Annotated in this window: 13 protein-coding genes and 1 pseudogene; 3 read left to right on the top strand and 11 right to left on the bottom strand. The window is 56.2% G+C overall.

Annotated features, from left to right (window positions below):
* The first annotated feature begins 2 nt into the window (after positions 1-2).
* Positions 3-1,217, top strand: a complete 1,215-nt coding sequence (gene hemA, locus BM413_RS27860; protein ID WP_091918111.1) for a 5-aminolevulinate synthase — start codon at positions 3-5, stop codon at positions 1,215-1,217.
* A 36-nt stretch (positions 1,218-1,253) separates the two neighbouring features.
* On the opposite strand, the gene BM413_RS27855 is transcribed toward hemA, so the two are convergent.
* Both BM413_RS27855 and BM413_RS27850 read right to left on the bottom strand, forming a co-directional pair.
* Positions 1,254-1,520 carry a hypothetical protein gene (locus BM413_RS27855; RefSeq protein ID WP_091918110.1) on the bottom strand — a complete coding sequence of 89 codons (267 nt, stop codon included), beginning with the start codon at positions 1,518-1,520 and terminating at the stop codon, positions 1,254-1,256.
* Between the two features lie 177 nt (positions 1,521-1,697).
* Positions 1,698-2,306: a TetR/AcrR family transcriptional regulator gene (locus BM413_RS27850; RefSeq protein WP_091918109.1), complete on the bottom strand. Its 609-nt coding sequence runs from the start codon at positions 2,304-2,306 to the stop codon at positions 1,698-1,700.
* A 136-nt stretch (positions 2,307-2,442) separates the two neighbouring features.
* Here BM413_RS27850 and BM413_RS27845 point away from each other — a divergent pair, with 136 nt between their 5' ends.
* Together BM413_RS27845 and BM413_RS27840 are read left to right on the top strand one after the other, a co-directional pair.
* The gene (locus BM413_RS27845; protein ID WP_091918108.1) at positions 2,443-3,000 is read left to right on the top strand and encodes a DUF308 domain-containing protein; all 558 of its coding nucleotides are present in this window, start codon (positions 2,443-2,445) and stop codon (positions 2,998-3,000) included.
* A 195-nt stretch (positions 3,001-3,195) separates the two neighbouring features.
* Complete coding sequence (locus BM413_RS27840; RefSeq protein WP_091918107.1) at positions 3,196-4,002, top strand: class I SAM-dependent methyltransferase; 807 nt, start codon at positions 3,196-3,198, stop codon at positions 4,000-4,002.
* Positions 4,003-4,413: 411 nt separating this feature from the next.
* Here the strand turns inward: BM413_RS27840 and BM413_RS27835 are convergent, their stop codons facing one another.
* From BM413_RS27835 to BM413_RS27785, 9 genes and pseudogenes are all read right to left on the bottom strand, one after another.
* Positions 4,414-4,773, bottom strand: coding sequence for a hypothetical protein (locus BM413_RS27835; protein WP_091918106.1), 360 nt, complete (start codon positions 4,771-4,773; stop codon positions 4,414-4,416).
* A gap of 157 nt (positions 4,774-4,930) precedes the next feature.
* Positions 4,931-5,235 (bottom strand): annotated as a pseudogene (locus BM413_RS27830) (sigma factor-like helix-turn-helix DNA-binding protein); the annotation flags it as partial.
* Positions 5,139-5,447, bottom strand: coding sequence for a hypothetical protein (locus tag BM413_RS27825; RefSeq protein ID WP_348272943.1), 309 nt, complete (start codon positions 5,445-5,447; stop codon positions 5,139-5,141). The pseudogene BM413_RS27830 and the gene BM413_RS27825, both read right to left, overlap by 97 nt.
* A gap of 759 nt (positions 5,448-6,206) precedes the next feature.
* Positions 6,207-7,016 carry a family 1 encapsulin nanocompartment shell protein gene (locus BM413_RS27815; protein ID WP_091918105.1) on the bottom strand — a complete coding sequence of 270 codons (810 nt, stop codon included), beginning with the start codon at positions 7,014-7,016 and terminating at the stop codon, positions 6,207-6,209.
* Positions 7,017-7,024: 8 nt separating this feature from the next.
* Positions 7,025-8,083 carry a Dyp-type peroxidase gene (locus BM413_RS27810; RefSeq protein ID WP_091918104.1) on the bottom strand — a complete coding sequence of 353 codons (1,059 nt, stop codon included), beginning with the start codon at positions 8,081-8,083 and terminating at the stop codon, positions 7,025-7,027.
* A gap of 397 nt (positions 8,084-8,480) precedes the next feature.
* Positions 8,481-8,735: a DUF2171 domain-containing protein gene (locus BM413_RS27800; RefSeq protein WP_091918103.1), complete on the bottom strand. Its 255-nt coding sequence runs from the start codon at positions 8,733-8,735 to the stop codon at positions 8,481-8,483.
* A gap of 107 nt (positions 8,736-8,842) precedes the next feature.
* Positions 8,843-11,455: an ATP-dependent chaperone ClpB gene (gene clpB, locus BM413_RS27795; RefSeq protein ID WP_091918102.1), complete on the bottom strand. Its 2,613-nt coding sequence runs from the start codon at positions 11,453-11,455 to the stop codon at positions 8,843-8,845.
* 242 nt (positions 11,456-11,697) lie between these two features.
* On the bottom strand, positions 11,698-13,644 hold the full coding sequence (locus BM413_RS27790; protein ID WP_244538053.1) for a sensor histidine kinase: 1,947 nt from the start codon (positions 13,642-13,644) through the stop codon (positions 11,698-11,700).
* Between the two features lie 71 nt (positions 13,645-13,715).
* Positions 13,716-15,110: a sigma-54-dependent transcriptional regulator gene (locus BM413_RS27785; RefSeq protein ID WP_091918100.1), complete on the bottom strand. Its 1,395-nt coding sequence runs from the start codon at positions 15,108-15,110 to the stop codon at positions 13,716-13,718.
* Positions 15,111-15,153: the final 43 nt, after the last annotated feature.

Here is a 15,153-nt window from a genome sequence, read left to right as displayed (position 1 = left end):
TTATGGATTTCAATGCATTCTTCGAAACGAAGCTCGAAGGTCTGCATAAGGAGGGACGCTATCGGGTCTTTGCCGAGATCGAACGCCGCGCGGGCTCCTTTCCACACGCCACTCGCCATACCGAGAATGGCAAACGCGATGTGACGGTGTGGTGTTCCAACGATTATCTGGGCATGGGCCAGCACCCGTCGGTGATTGCCGCCATGCACGAGGCGCTCGACAAATGCGGCGCTGGTGCTGGCGGCACGCGCAATATATCCGGCACCAACCGCTACCATGTCCTTCTTGAACGTGAACTTGCCGATCTGCATGGCAAGGAAGCCGCCCTCCTCTTCACCTCCGGCTATGTCTCGAACTGGGCCACGCTCGGCACGCTTGGAGCAAACATCGCTGGTTGCGTTATCTTTTCGGACGAGAGCAACCACGCTTCGATGATCGAAGGCATTCGTCACTCGAAGGCCGAGAAGAGGATTTGGAAGCATAATAATCCAAAGGATCTCGATCGAATCCTTTCCGAATATGGGACAGAACGTCCAAAGATCGTCGCCTTCGAATCCGTTTATTCAATGGACGGCGATGTCGCGCCGATTGCCGAGATTCTTGCGGTTGCCGAAAAGCACGGTGCCATGACCTATCTTGACGAGGTCCATGCGGTCGGCCTCTACGGACCCCACGGCGGTGGGATCGCCGAACAGGAAGGCCTGATGAACCGGGTGACGATCATCGAGGGAACCCTCGGCAAGGCTTTCGGCGTCATGGGCGGATATATCACCGGGTCGGCGGCGGTCTGCGATTTCATTCGCTCCTTCGCCTCCGGTTTCATTTTTTCGACAGCGCTGCCGCCGGCAGTGGCCGCCGGTGCGCTCGCTTCGATCCGTCACTTGAAGAACTCAAATGTCGAGCGCGCCCGTCATCAGGACCGCGTGGAGAAAGTCCGCGCACACCTCACCGAAATCGGCATTCCTTATATGCCGAATTCGACCCATATAGTACCGGTGATGGTACAGGATCCGGTCAAATGCAAATGGATCAGCGACGTTCTGCTGGATCGGCACGGAGTCTATCTGCAGCCGATCAACTATCCGACGGTGCCACGCAAGACCGAACGGTTGCGCATCACGCCCTCCCCCCTTCATTCCGACACCGACATCGACCATCTCGCCCGTTCCCTTTCCGAGCTTTGGTCGCAGTGCGCACTCGCGAGGCAGGTGGCTTAGTCGGAAACGCTGCGGGCGTGAATCTGGCGCGTGTGCTCATCGCGCTTTCCTGTGATGCCAGCCACGGGAAAAACCAGACGAAACGGCAATGCGTGCCAACTCAAGCTCATGTTCCAGAAAGTCATTTGCGACGAGAAGCGCAATGACAGCAGCGCGTGCATCGCCGCGGCACGCGTCGATGGCCTGATCTGCCGCCTTTTCCAAATTCGGATATAGCTTCAACGTCCGTCGCCGGGCATCGGTGCGGTCATGTGAAAATTCCTTGATGAAGGATTTCTCGCATGAATCCGTTTGCCGACGCAAGGCATTTATTCCTATTTCGTCTCATTCCGGGTCGATGCTGTGAATGACCGATAAATAAATCTTTGCGTAGCCCTCTCTCGACCTTGCCGATGTTCCAGCGCGACATGTTGATCTTAGAGACGACTGTCTGGCTGCCATCCAGATAACCGCTTCGCTCGCTGAGCAGTCGTCTGTTGACTACTTCGGCCCGTCAGTTCTCTTGCAATCCGGTGCCAGCAGTTTGGCGATCTGGGGGCTGACGATTGTGGTGAACAGTCCAGGATCGCTGAAAGCCCTCGCAGAGAGCATTGCCCCATGGACCGATGCCATCAGCATTTGGGCCTCCTCCTCCGGCCGCTTGTTCAATCGGAACAAGTCCTGCTCTACTCCAGCCTGCAGCACGGACGTGAGCCACCTCGCAAGGCTATAGAAATGGGCGCGAACGCGTGATGCGACCTCTTCCGGCAGCATCTGCATCTCGCCAGCGAGCATTGCACAAACGCAGAAGGACGGCGAGGCATCGCGAATGCATGTCTGCCAGTAGTTCAGATAGGACCGCAGTTGATCGGCAGGGCTTGAGAATTGCTCCCGGAGAGAATGTAAGCCCGCTTCAGCCTGCCGCCTGTAACGATCCACCAGCACAGAGACCAACTCGGCCTTCGTCGGAAAGTGATGGTGGATACTCGCCTTCCTGATACCAATCTCAGCCGAGATATCGGCATAGCTGAACCCGTTATAGCCTCCCGCGACAATGAGGGCCTGCGCGATGTCGAGAATTTTTTCAGAAGTTGAAGCCATTGTTTCCAGTTAATAGCCTACCTTCTAGTAGGCTATTGTCAAGGCTTGCGTTGCCCCGATCCTCACAAGGAGGTGTTCGAGTGCCGGGTTGACTCAAACGATCTACCTTCCTACTGATAGGTAGATCACAACGAGGAACCTACCAATGCAAAGCCAATCTTCGACCCAGTCCAGCTGGCTGCGATCCTATTATTTCGTACGCGCCATATTCTCTATCTCCTGGATTGCCGCCGCCATTCTGCTCAGCGGGCAACCCCGTTTTGCCGCTTTTCTGCTCGTGATCTACCCGGCGTGGGATGCCTTCGCCAACTTGGTTGACGCCCAGGTAAATGGCGGCCTGAAAGCTAACCCGTCCCAAGCGTTGAATGTCGTGGTCAGCGTGATAACGACACTCGCCGTCATCGTGGCGGTCAGCAGCAGCACTTATGCGGTTTTGGCCGTGTTTGGGGTCTGGGCGATCCTCTCGGGTCTGCTGCAACTGTACACGGGCGTAAGGCGTTTGCGTTACCATGGCGTGCAATGGGCGATGATCTTGAGTGGTGCGCAATCGGCCCTCGCCGGCGGCCTCATGATTAGCCGATCCCTTGGCACCGATGCGCCGACGATTCTGAACATCACCCCCTATGCGGGGTTCGGCGCTTTTTACTTCCTGCTTTCCGCAACCTGGCTTGTCGTCGTAGCCTACCGCAAAGCAGATGCGTAAGCGGTGGCCGGTGAAAGTCATTTGCCGCCGTCGAAAGGGCAAAGATTGCTCATTCTTCCCCGCAGTCTTAGCCAGGTTGTTAGGTCTGGTTTGGTCCGATCGCGATCCTTTCGTCCCAGCTTTCGATATTTGATTGGCCTTCTGTGCTTGGCGAGGCGTATTAATTGGCGATAGGGTCCGGCGCAGGAACAGTCAATGTCTCAGGCATCCCGTCATGACGCATGGCAGGCAGGCGACAGTTACGATCTATATATGGGTCGCTGGAGTCGACAGATAGCCCCCCGCTTTCTCGACTGGCTCGACCCTGCGGACAAATTGGCTTGGCTTGACGTGGGCTGCGGCACTGGAGCGCTTTCCGCTGCCATCCTCGATCGCTGCAACCCGGCGAGCCTGATTTCTGTCGACCCTTCCGAAGGCTTCCTTACAACAGCACGAGCAAAAGTTGCTGACAAACGCATGGAGTTCCGCGTTGGAGATGCCCAAGCGCTGGCAGTGGATACCGGCAGCAGAGATATGATCGTGTCTGGGCTGGTTCTCAACTTCGTGCCCGACAGGGAAAAAGCGTTGGGGGAAATGAAACGCGTAGCGCGCAGCGGCGCGACGATTGCGTTTTATGTCTGGGATTATCCAGGAGGTGGTGTGGAATTCATGCGGGCGTTCTGGACTGCCGCCACCGCAATTGACCCAAATGCGCAAGACCTCGCTGAAGGCAGGCGATTTCCTTTTTGCACACCCGATGGACTGACCAGCTTGGCAACGACAGCCGGCTTGAGCTCGGTAGAGTGTACCCAAATTGAGATACCAACCGTGTTCAGGGACTTCGAGGACTACTGGCGTCCGTTCACGCTTGGAGCCGGGCCTGCGCCGGGCTACTGCATGAATCTTGAGCCTTCGACCCGGCAGCGATTGAGAGGAGAGTTGCACGACAGTCTGCCGCGTAACGAGGATGGGTCGATTCCTCTAAAAACCAGAGCTTGGGCGGTCAAGGCGGTGGCCCGCTAATGGACCGAAGCAAATGTAGATGAGTAGAGAAACGCGCGTGCCGCGACAACCTTGATGGTATTATCGGATTTATCGAACATCTCAACGAGATCGAATTCCTCAAGGCTTGGAGCCCTATGACCTTGGTGATCACGGCGAGTATGGTGAATCAAGCGTCGGCGGGAACTGGGCGATGGCTTGGATTCGATGTTCGGCGGCGGGCAAATCCTGATCGTCATGCTCGGACTGCTCGGTGGTTGAGGCTGGTGTGAAAAAGACGCGCCCCGGCTGAAAACGGCTATGAGCGCAATCGACGCGTCAGTGGTGCCATCCAAGAGCAGATACCGAAAGGTATTGCGTGCTTCTCGGCGACTACCGCGTGTACTGAAGGTTGGCGTCAGCGTCAGTCAAGATAGAAGGCAAATGACAAGGCTAAATGCCTGCGACATGCCCTTGGCTCGGTGTTGAATAACGTTCGGGCATGCGCCGTGTGTATTCCTCAAAACTTGCGTTTCGATCATAGACGTCCTCAAGGACCTCGAACGCTTCCTGAACTGACAACTTTCTCTCCTGCCATATTCGGGAGCGGTGATCCTCCCGCGAAAGGGCTGAAAGATGGTCGAGAGCTGTTAGAACTCCTTGTGCGGCAGAAATCTCGTCGTTTTGCCGCGAAGCCCGGATGAATATTAGCAAGCTAGCGGCCGCTATGTCCGGGTTGAAACTTCTTGCCTTCATGAGGCTGTCCATGGCCAGTTGAAAGGCAAGCTGTAAAATCTCAAACTGTTTCAGCATCTCCCCAAGTCCTATGTTTCCCTTCCAAATAGTGCCTCAAAAAAAGAGTGTTTGCAATCTGGTAGGACCAACAGGACATTCAGACACTTACTTCGCGTGATTGAGCGCGCAGATACTTATGTTGAAGATTGATGATATTCGCCATCTCCATCTATCGTCAGCGGTCGAGAAAACGTCGCTGGCGCAGACGCTTCACGACACGATCGGCCATGCCCGCGCAACGCGTACCGTCGAATGGAAAGATTCCCCGAACGCAGCAGAAAGCCTCTTCGCTATCGCCGCGCGCATCAGCTTTCGCGCACGATGAAGGCGGGTCTTCACAGTCTCCGCCTTGATCGAAAGCACGATCGCCGTTTCCTCCGTACTCATCCCCTCGACATCGCGAAGGATGAAGACGGTGCGAAACGGCGCGGGCAGAAAGTCCACCGCCTGTTCCAGCACGCCCCCAGCTTGCCGTCGTGATCGTATGCCAGGAACGGACCCGCGGGCGGACGTGCGGGATCGACGAAGAGTTGACCCATACCGGGCAGGAAATCGGGTAGCTTGACGAGGCTACTCACCGCCTTGAACGCCCCCGCCGGCGGCGAATTGGCTATCTCGGCAGGAACATCATGCGCGAACGCTGCGAGCGATCCGGCCAGCAGCGTGGCAAGCGCGATAGAAATGGTTCTCATTGCCTATTCCTTTGGTTCACAACGCCGCTCAAATTTGCGGCGTCAACCAATTGGATGCTGGATTTCGGCAAAGGTTCCCGGAAATCTTCACGATCGTCTTCCGCAATAAAGGGATGGCCCGTTACGGTAGCTGCAATGGTGACTTCGATGAAGTTTCATCGACCTTTTACGGGTGGAGTAAGGATATCTCTGGTAATCTCAAACGGGAAAATTCGCAGTGACATCCTATCATGCCGACTAATCACCAAGGCCGGGGTTGGGCGAAAAATACCTGGCGAATTTGTCCGGTTCTCCGTTGAACGTCGCGGCATCGGCGGGCGACGCACGTTTGATCGCGATGTTCGGCCATGCGGAAGAAAATTCGGCGTTCCGTGCGAACTGCTGAAGGTCAGGTCCTGACCCTGTTGGTTTTCCGCGCCCCCGTCTATTCGACGAACCTTCTTATTCGAGCCGCGGGCAACGGTCCTGGAGATAACGTTATGTCTCGCCATCTACCGGGTTGCTTGCGAGTTTGACCAAGAAAACGTCCGTTTCCGTTGAACCAAGTATCCTGACGATCACTCCGTGTTCCGATGGCTGCTTGCATGCTGCCTCGTTGAGTCGCCTTCAGTGCATGACGGCCGACCGGAGCATTGATGACAATGTTTGAATCGAGCGCATTACGGTGATTTTCGGCGACCGCACCGCAACCCCAAGGATCACAATAGATACGACCTCAAGAACTCTTCATACGGAAGGTAGCACCACTGTCGACCCCCGCTACGATTTATCGCTGGGTGCGAGTATTATTGCCGCTTCCGATGTTAGCATCCGGAAAGTGAAAGTCTCTTGTAGATAAAGTTCGACAACCGTGCTGGAGTGGCTGAGATAGCCTATGGAAAGGTCTTGCCCGATATCGAGTTCGAAATCGCCGCCGCGTGTTGTGATCACGAACCCGCCTTCGATTGCTGGGGCCCAGATGACGCCACCGTCCACCTCGTGTTCGATATGGCGGAAGACCGGATATCCTTCGTCGCTCCCACCGCTTGCAGCAGTGTACGCCTCGGCACCAAGTATAAGCGCATAGGGACCATTAACGCCTGCAAGCCGTAGTTGGCTTACCGCCTGCGCGATAGCGCCCGGATAGCTTTTGACGTTGCCGGGAAGCGGCACAATCGCATTGCTGCTTCCTTCGCGAATTCCCTGAATGCCGGCTGCGGCATATCCATGAAAAATCGAGCGATCCTCCGCAAAGGCGATTTTGCGCGCCGCTTCCTTTACGGGCGACCAGTCTGAATCCGCTGCGCCGCGCTCAACATCATCGATTGCCTGACGCGTCAGCTCAAACGGGACACGCAACTCGACGAGCGCCTGCACTTCGCGTTGCGCCGACAGAACACCTTCGCCAGGTCCCTGAATCTGTTTGATGTGCCCTGTGCCGACAGCCGAGAAATCAACGCCCTTCGGGCCGATAACGTCGACGACACGCCGTGCTGCGAGATGCCGCTTGAGGGTGCGGGACGCTTCATCCTCGATTTGATCCCAGGCACTGTCGGAGATGGGAGCAAGTTCCCGATATAGATTATTCATGGCATGCCTCACTTCTTCAACGAACCAATGCCGAGCGAACCGTCGCTTCGGGCGGATTGCAGTTTGGATTTGTCTTCGGCCTCGGGGTGATCTGCGGCCGGGGCGACGATCACGAGATGGCTGTTCTCAGGGGTGACACTGTCCAGGAATGTCGCCGACGGAACGAAGAACAGCGTGCCTGTCACCGCGCGACTGAAGTCGAGCAGCCGATCGTAGTTTCCCGGCGGTTGGCCAATGAACATATTCTCGAGCATCTGCTCGATTCTGCGCGGAGATCGGGCATAGCCGATGAAATAGGTGCCGAACTCGCCCTTCCCCACATCGCCGAACGGCATGTTGTCGCGCACGATTTCGAGCTGCTCGCCATTTTCGACAATGCTCGTCAAAACATTGTGCGCGTAAGGCTTCTTCACCGCATCGTCCTGCTCGATGTCCGAAAGCTTGTGTCGACCGATGATGTTTTCCTGTTCCTCGACAGGCACCTGGTTCCACTGCTTCAGATCGTGCAGGTATTTCTGCACGATCACATAGCTGCCACCGGCAAAGGCCGCGTCCTCATCGCCGATGATGGTGGCCATGATGGCGTCCTGATCCACGGGGTTTTCGGTGCCGTCGACGAAGCCGATCAGATCACGGTCGTCGAAATAGTTGAAGCCATGCACCTCGTCTGCCGTGGCGACTGCGCCATCGAGCCGCGACATGATCTGTGTCGCAAGTTCGAAGCACAAATCCATCCGTGTGGCGCGAATATGAAGGAGAATATCTCCAGGGGTCGATATAGCGCGATGCTTGCCGCGGATCTCGCGGAACGGATGCAGTTCCCTCGGCCTGGGCTCCCCAAAAAGCCGATCCCATAAATCGGAGCCAAGCCCCATGACACAAGACAGACGGCTCTCGAGATCACGAAAACCCACTGCACGCAGAAGCGCGGAGAGATCGCCGCATAATGCGCGCATGGTCGCTTCATGCTCCCGCTCGGGCCTGACCGTCAGGACAAGGAATATCGCGGCCGTTGTGAGCTTTGCCACGACCGGCTGCGAAACAGGGGATGCTGAATTTGAGTCCATATTTGATCCGTCAAGAATCGCTTGCTGAAGGGGTATCGGCAATTCTACCGCCGGGATAACTCACGTCGGCGTAACGGCGTCGAATTTCTCAACGACCGACATGCGTCAATCCATGTCTCGGAAGGCATGGCAATCAGTTGCAACGCCTTCCACGACGCTCGAGGTAACAGATCCTGTGCTGAGGTTCCGTCAAAGGCCCAGTCTTTCGGGTCGGCGAAATCTGGTAAGCCAACGCCTTTACGCACATAGAGGCCGATGGCGGGCTTTTTGACATTTATGTAGAGCTCGTATTCTTGCATCGCCGCAACTCTCATGGACTAATGACCGCTGGTGCCCGGGCGTTTGGCCTCGGTCGCGGAAAAAGCGAGGCAGTCGCTAGGCTGCCTCGGGAAATGCATCAGAGATTGACCGGCCGCCCGGTCGCTTCTTCTTCCAGCGTCACGGCGATGTCCGCGTTCGCGGAAAGACGAACCTTGTCACCCTCGACACCGGCTACGAAGCCCAGTTCGATGTAATGATGATGGCCCTCATGCCTTCCAAAACTGTCGCTCTTTTTCAGTTTGATGCGCTCGCCTTCGACGCGATCGACGGTGCCTACATGAACACCGTCGGCCCCGATGACTTCCATGCTTTCTTTGATCTTACGCTGCATCGCTACGTCCTCCTTGGTTGAACTCGAATGGCAACTGGTTATTGGACTGAGGCATCCGTGAATCCATAATCTCGACAACAGGAGAGTTGGGAATGGCTACCCGGCGATCACACTGACTCCAACTCATCTTCATCGACAGTCTTTACCGTTTTCCCGTTGAATGTAAGGCCGTCCTTGACCGCCGAAATCTTGACCTTCGACCCGTCGCACACATCACCTGCAAGCAGCATCTCGGCCAATGGATCCTGGACATACCGCTGGATGACGCGCTTCAACGGACGTGCCCCGTAGGCCGGTTCCCAGCCCTTGTTGGCAAGCCAATCCCTGCCCTTCGCGTCGAGCGAAAGGTCGATTTTTCGATCATCCAGCAGTTTGCGCAAACGTTGAAATTGGATTTCGACGATCCGACCCATTTCGCTCTTCTGCAATCGATGGAACAGAATGATTGCGTCGATGCGGTTGAGGAATTCGGGCCGAAAATGCGCGCGCACCATCGCCATGACCTGCTCACGCACGACGCTCGTCTTTTCGCCTTCGGGCTGATTGACGAGATATTCCGCCCCGATGTTGGACGTCATGATGATCAGCGTGTTGCGGAAATCGACGGTGCGACCCTGACCATCCGTCAGGCGGCCATCGTCAAGGACCTGAAGCAGCACATTGAACACGTCAGGAAGCGCTTTCTCGATTTCGTCGAACAGAACAACCTGATAGGGCCGCCGCCGCACGGCTTCCGTCAGCACACCGCCCTCGTCATAACCGACATAGCCTGGCGGCGCGCCGATCAATCGCGCAACCGAGTGCTTCTCCATGAATTCGGACATGTCGATACGAACCATCGCCGTATCATCATCGAATATGAATTCCGCAAGGGCCTTGGCGAGTTCGGTTTTGCCCACGCCGGTAGGCCCCAGGAACATGAATGATCCGATCGGGCGATTGGGGTCTTGTAACCCGGCGCGCGCGCGACGCACGGCCGTCGACACGGCGCGCACAGCCTGAGACTGACCAACGACTCGCTTGGCCAGCATTTCCTCCATATGGAGCAGTTTTTCCTTCTCGCCCTCGAGCATCTTGTCAACCGGTACTCCAGTCCAGCGCGACACGACTTGCGCGATATCGTCGGCTGTGACTGTTTCGGCTATGGAAAAGTTCTCGTCGGCTTCCACATTGGCGAGCTTCTTTTCAAGCTCCGGGATCGTGCTGTAGGCAAGTTCACCAGCCCGTTGATATTCGCCTTTGCGCTGCGCGTTGGCGAGTTCGGTGCGGAACTGGTCGAGCTCGCTCTTCATCTTTTGTGCGTCTGACAGCTTGTTTTTCTCAGACTGCCATTTCGATGTGAGATCGGCCGAACGCTTCTCCAACTCGACCAATTCCTTGTCGAGAGTCTGCAACCGGCTCTTGGAGCCAGCGTCTTTTTCCTTCTTGAGCGCTTCCTGTTCGATTTTGAGCCTGACAATTTCGCGATCCAGCGAATCCAGTGCTTCCGGTTTGGAATCCACCTGCATCTTCAAGCGGGCCGCGGCTTCATCGACAAGATCGATGGCCTTGTCCGGCAGGAAGCGGTCAGCGATATAGCGGTTCGATAACGTCGCCGCGGCCACCAGTGCTGAATCTGCAATACGAACACCGTGATGCAGTTCGTATTTCTCTTTCAGGCCGCGCAGAATCGAAATCGTATCCTCGACCGTTGGCTCCGAGACAAACACCGGCTGGAAGCGCCGCGCCAGCGCGGCATCCTTTTCTACATGCTTGCGGTACTCATCGAGCGTGGTTGCTCCAACGCAATGCAACTCGCCGCGCGCCAACGCAGGTTTCAAAAGGTTGGAGGCATCCATCGCGCCGTCGGTTTTGCCAGCGCCGATCAGAGTGTGCATCTCGTCGATGAACAGGATGATGCCCCCGGCAGCGGACGTCACCTCCTGCAGGACGGCTTTAAGCCGCTCTTCGAACTCGCCGCGATATTTCGCACCGGCGATCAATGCACCAAGATCGAGCGCAAGAAGCTTCTTGTCTTTCAGGCTCTCGGGTACGTCGCCATTGATGATGCGAAGCGCCAGGCCTTCGACAATGGCCGTCTTGCCGACCCCAGGCTCCCCGATAAGCACAGGGTTGTTCTTGGTGCGCCGCGACAGGACCTGGACGGTGCGGCGGATTTCCTCGTCACGGCCGATTACGGGATCGAGCTTCCCGTCCCGCGCGGCCTTTGTCAGGTCGCGGGCGTATTTCTTGAGCGCATCATAGGCATTCTCCGCCGACGCGCTGTCGGCGGTGCGGCCGTTGCGCAATGCATTGATGGCCGCGTTGAGATTTTGCGGCGTAACACCACCCTGAGCGAGGAGCTTTCCCGCTTCGCTGTGCTTGTCAGCGTCGAGTGCCTGCAGCAGCCGCTCAGCCGTCACGAAGCTATCGCCGGCTTTTTCCGCAGCCGCTTCCGCAGCAGTAAAGAGGCGCGCAGTTTCCGGTGCAAGATAAACCTGACCCGAACCTGAACCGCTGACCTTCGGCAACTTCGCGAGTGCCTCTTGGGTGGCGTTGAGTATCTCGCGGGAATTGCCTCCAGAACGGTCTATCAAGCCAGCGGCCAGGCCCTCGTTGTCGTCCAACAGAACTTTCAGAATATGAAGAGGTGTAAACTGCTGATTGCCCTCCAGCGACGCAAGCGACTGCGCAGATTGGACGAACCCTCTTGCACGATCAGTGTATTTTTCTGCGTTCATTGAGCCATCCTTTCAAGGCAAGAATGTTGGTTCAAAGAAAGAATGAACGACGGAGCGGAAACACTACCGAACACCGATAGCAAACCACGCGAGCCAATCCTCCGCTTCTGCACAGATTACCGAGCAATGTGCATGCCAGTTTGAATAGATAATAAAATCAAATTGGTAGCGTCTTGTGATTATCTCTGTTGGACAATATGTCGAACGGCGGCTGGACAAAGTGTCCGTCACAACGGGAGACGTCAGCGCGCTTCCGGCAACCAAATGGTAAATGTCGTTCCCGTCTCGATCTCGCTTTTTACCAGGATCTTGCCGCCTTGCCGCGTCATGAGCATCTGGCTGATCGACAGGCCAAGCCCGGTTCCCTCCCGGGTCTTCGTCGTGAAGAACGGATCGAAAATCTTCTGGATGACTTCTGGCGTCATGCCGGTGCCGGTGTCGGCGACTTCGATCGCAACTCCCGCCTCGCCATCGAGATCGCTGTCAAACGTGCGCAGGGTGAGCTGGCCACCTTGCGGCATGGCATGGATGGCGTTGACGATGAGATTGACCAGAACCTGCTGCAATTCGGTACGGTTCATCATAATCGGCCGCAAGGCGCGATCTTCGCGGGTGACCGAAATCGTCGTCTTCTTCAAAAGGTGCTGAACCAGCGGCAGCGTATCGGAAACGATGCCTGCCGCTACATATTGCTCGGCGTACCCCGCATACTCCTGGGGCTTGGCGAACTGAAGCAGCTTGGTAACGATCTCCGTAACGCGGTGCATCTGCTGGTCGATAAGAAGAAACTCGGTCTTGGCATTTTCGGCGTTAGAACCCATCAGATCGCGGATGACTTCGAGATTCCCCTGCATGACTGCAATGGGATTGTTTATCTCGTGAGCAACGCCGGCGGTGATCTCGCCGATTGAGGCGAGTTTTTCCGACATAACAAGTTGCTTCGTTCTTGCTTCGAGCTGCAGGGTGGCATCGTGCAATTCCTGCGCCCGCTGTTCGACCCGGTGATTGAGGTCCTCGTTCAGCCGCCGCAGTTCAGCGTCGCGTTCCTGGATTAGGTCGAGAAGATGGTCGAGATGAAGCGAGACCTGGCCGATTTCATCCTTATTTTCGATAGGACCTGTTCGTGCCGAAAGGTCTCCTTCTTCTATCCGCGCGATTGTGCCGCTCATGCGCTCAAGGGGCCGGAAAATACCGCTGGTCCAAATCAGGAACAGGGGAATGGTGGCGGCTGCGGCGAAAAGAAACGCAGCCGCAATAGACAGTAAAGTCTCGAGTTTCGCCTCCGTGATGGGCTTCTGAAGAAACCCCGCATAAAGCATTCCGACCCGGCGATTGTAGCTGTCCACGATCGGTTCATAAGCCGAGATGTACCAGTCATTAACGACGAAGGCGCTATCGAGCCATGTCCGGCCCTGATCGAGAACTGCACTGCGAACCTCTTCCGAAACGCGTGTTCCGATGGCCCGGCGACCTTCGAACAGCCGCACATTCGTACTGATGCGGATATCATTGAGGAAGAGGGTGACCGTGCCGTGACTGCCTTCGGGCAGAGCCGCATCATTGTAAATAAGGTTGTTGATCGTATCAGCGAACCCGAGGTTCTGATTCAAGAGGATGCCACCTACCAGTGCAGCACGTTGCCCGTCGGGCAATGTCAAAGCGCTTGCGGACTGCAAGACCAGGCCATGTGTTTCCTCTTTAAGATCGCTCGCGGTACTTCCTTTTGTCGGGACGATCGCAATACGGGCACGTTGCGCGAGCTCTGGCGAAATGGCCGCGAGATCGTCGGCGCTGAAGACATCCATGCCCGTCTTCGAGTGGCCTTCAAGAGCAGATCGTACGATCGGCCAGTTCGAGCGAATGGATGGCAAAGCCATCGGATAACCGCTGACAATGATATGACCGCCATCACCGACAACGTAGAGAAAGTCGAACTTGCGGGCTTGCGCGACATCTTTGAGAAGCCCCGAAAGGTCGCCGGTCGAGTATTCTCCTTTCGAAACGAGCTCCTGAAAGCGGGCCGATTCACCCACAGCCGTCAGCCGGCCTTCGATATTGTCGAGTATCCGTGCCACATATTGATGAGCGATGGTCAGGTCATCATTGACCTTGGACACCGTCATCGCATCGAATTTATCGTTCCAACGATTGATGCTCACCCCAAGCAAAAGGGGCAGGATGATGAGCATAGGAACAAGCGCGATCGCAAGGAGGCGATAGCGTACGGATCTCCTTCTGCTCGTTAAGTTGGGGCGCGGAGTCATACATTCCAACTCACGCATTTGCGGTCGATTGTCTTGCGCGAAATACCGAGTCGGCGTGCAGCTTCTTCACGATCGCCTTTAGCCTCGCGCAGCACGGTCAGGATATGCCGTCGCTCGACATCGGCTAGAGTTCCTCCATTCTTGATGTGGTCATCATCATCGACAATCCTCTTAATATCGTCCGGGAACCCACCAAGAATCACGGTTCTCTCAATCAAATTGCGCAATTCGCGGATGTTTCCGGGCCAGTCATATCTCGCGAGTGAAGCTCGCACCCTGTCGTCGATCTCAACCGGTCGCATGCCAAGCTGTTGGGAGAGCTCGCGCATGAACAGGTTGGCAAGGTCAAACACGTCTTCGCCACGATCCTTCAAGGGAGGTAGATGAACCTGCATGACGTTGATGCGAAAATAGAGGTCCGTGCGGAACGTTCCGGCCTCGACGCGTTTTGGAAGGTCCGCATTCGTGGCGAAAATGAAACGCGCGTCGAATGGCAGCTCGCGCTCGGAACCAACCGGCCGTACGCGCCGGTCCTCCAGCACGCGCAGCAGCTTTGTTTGAAGTGCGTAAGGAAGTTCGCCTATTTCATCGAGAAACACCGTCCCGCCATGCGCATGCATAAACAATCCCTCACGCGCCCGCGCAGCACCGGTAAAAGCGCCCTTCAAGTGACCGAAAAGTTCGCTCTCGATCATCTCCGCAGGGATTGCGCCGCAATTGATCGGAATGAAAAGTTTATCGGAGCGGTTGGAGAGGGAGTGCAGCGAACGTGCGGCAACTTCCTTTCCGGTCCCCGATGCGCCCGTTAACAGGACCGAAGTTGGCAAGGCCGCGACCCGTGCAATGGTGTCGCGTACGTGTTGGATTGCCCTCGAACTGCCGAGCAACTTGTTGCGTTGAAATATCTGATGCGAGGGTGATCTCAATTCGTGACGCAGAACGTCATTTTCGCGCTGGAGCCGCATTCGATCGAGACAACGCGCGACAGCGTTGAGCAACTGGTTTGACCGAAATGGTTTTAGAACGAAGTCGACAGCGCCGGCTCGCAAGGCTCCGATCGCCGTATCGAGATCGGCATATGCCGTCATCAGGATAACGTCGGCGAAAAATCCGGTCGCCCGTTGCTCGGCTAACCACTCGAGGCCAGACTTTCCCGGCATGATGTTGTCCAGGATGACAACGTCAAAGCGCTGTTCATCGAGCTTCCGAGACGCCTCCTTTGCGTCAGCCGCCACCTCGATCACCTTGCAGCGCGGGCCTAGTATCTTGACCAGGAAGTTTCGTATTCCCGGCTCGTCATCGACGACCAGTATCGACGCTTGCGCCAACCATGGCCCGAATTCAGGATCGGCGATCGTCTCAACGGACTCCTGCTGTGCATCCCTTGACATTCGAGTTCCTTCCCAATGCCACGACAGTCGAGGTGGCGTGAAA

The sequence above is a fragment of the Mesorhizobium sp. YR577 genome (assembly GCF_900116595.1).
Classification (GTDB): Bacteria; Pseudomonadota; Alphaproteobacteria; order Rhizobiales; family Rhizobiaceae; genus Mesorhizobium_M.
This window is presented reverse-complemented; position numbering and strand designations above follow the sequence as displayed.

Excerpts from the sequence above, each read along its gene's own strand:
- BM413_RS27815 (WP_091918105.1), bottom strand. The coding sequence starts at position 7,016 with ATGAATAATCTATATCGGGAACTTGCTCCCATCTCCGACAGTGCCTGG.
- BM413_RS27840 (WP_091918107.1), top strand. The coding sequence starts at position 3,196 with ATGTCTCAGGCATCCCGTCATGACGCATGGCAGGCAGGCGACAGTTAC.
- BM413_RS27800 (WP_091918103.1), bottom strand. The coding sequence starts at position 8,735 with ATGCAGCGTAAGATCAAAGAAAGCATGGAAGTCATCGGGGCCGACGGT.
- BM413_RS27785 (WP_091918100.1), bottom strand. The coding sequence starts at position 15,110 with ATGTCAAGGGATGCACAGCAGGAGTCCGTTGAGACGATCGCCGATCCT.
- BM413_RS27790 (WP_244538053.1), bottom strand. The coding sequence starts at position 13,644 with ATGCTCATCATCCTGCCCCTTTTGCTTGGGGTGAGCATCAATCGTTGG.
- BM413_RS27845 (WP_091918108.1), top strand. The coding sequence starts at position 2,443 with ATGCAAAGCCAATCTTCGACCCAGTCCAGCTGGCTGCGATCCTATTAT.
- BM413_RS27825 (WP_348272943.1), bottom strand. The coding sequence starts at position 5,447 with ATGAGAACCATTTCTATCGCGCTTGCCACGCTGCTGGCCGGATCGCTC.
- BM413_RS27835 (WP_091918106.1), bottom strand. The coding sequence starts at position 4,773 with ATGCTGAAACAGTTTGAGATTTTACAGCTTGCCTTTCAACTGGCCATG.
- hemA (WP_091918111.1), top strand. The coding sequence starts at position 3 with ATGGATTTCAATGCATTCTTCGAAACGAAGCTCGAAGGTCTGCATAAG.
- clpB (WP_091918102.1), bottom strand. The coding sequence starts at position 11,455 with ATGAACGCAGAAAAATACACTGATCGTGCAAGAGGGTTCGTCCAATCT.
- BM413_RS27810 (WP_091918104.1), bottom strand. The coding sequence starts at position 8,083 with ATGGACTCAAATTCAGCATCCCCTGTTTCGCAGCCGGTCGTGGCAAAG.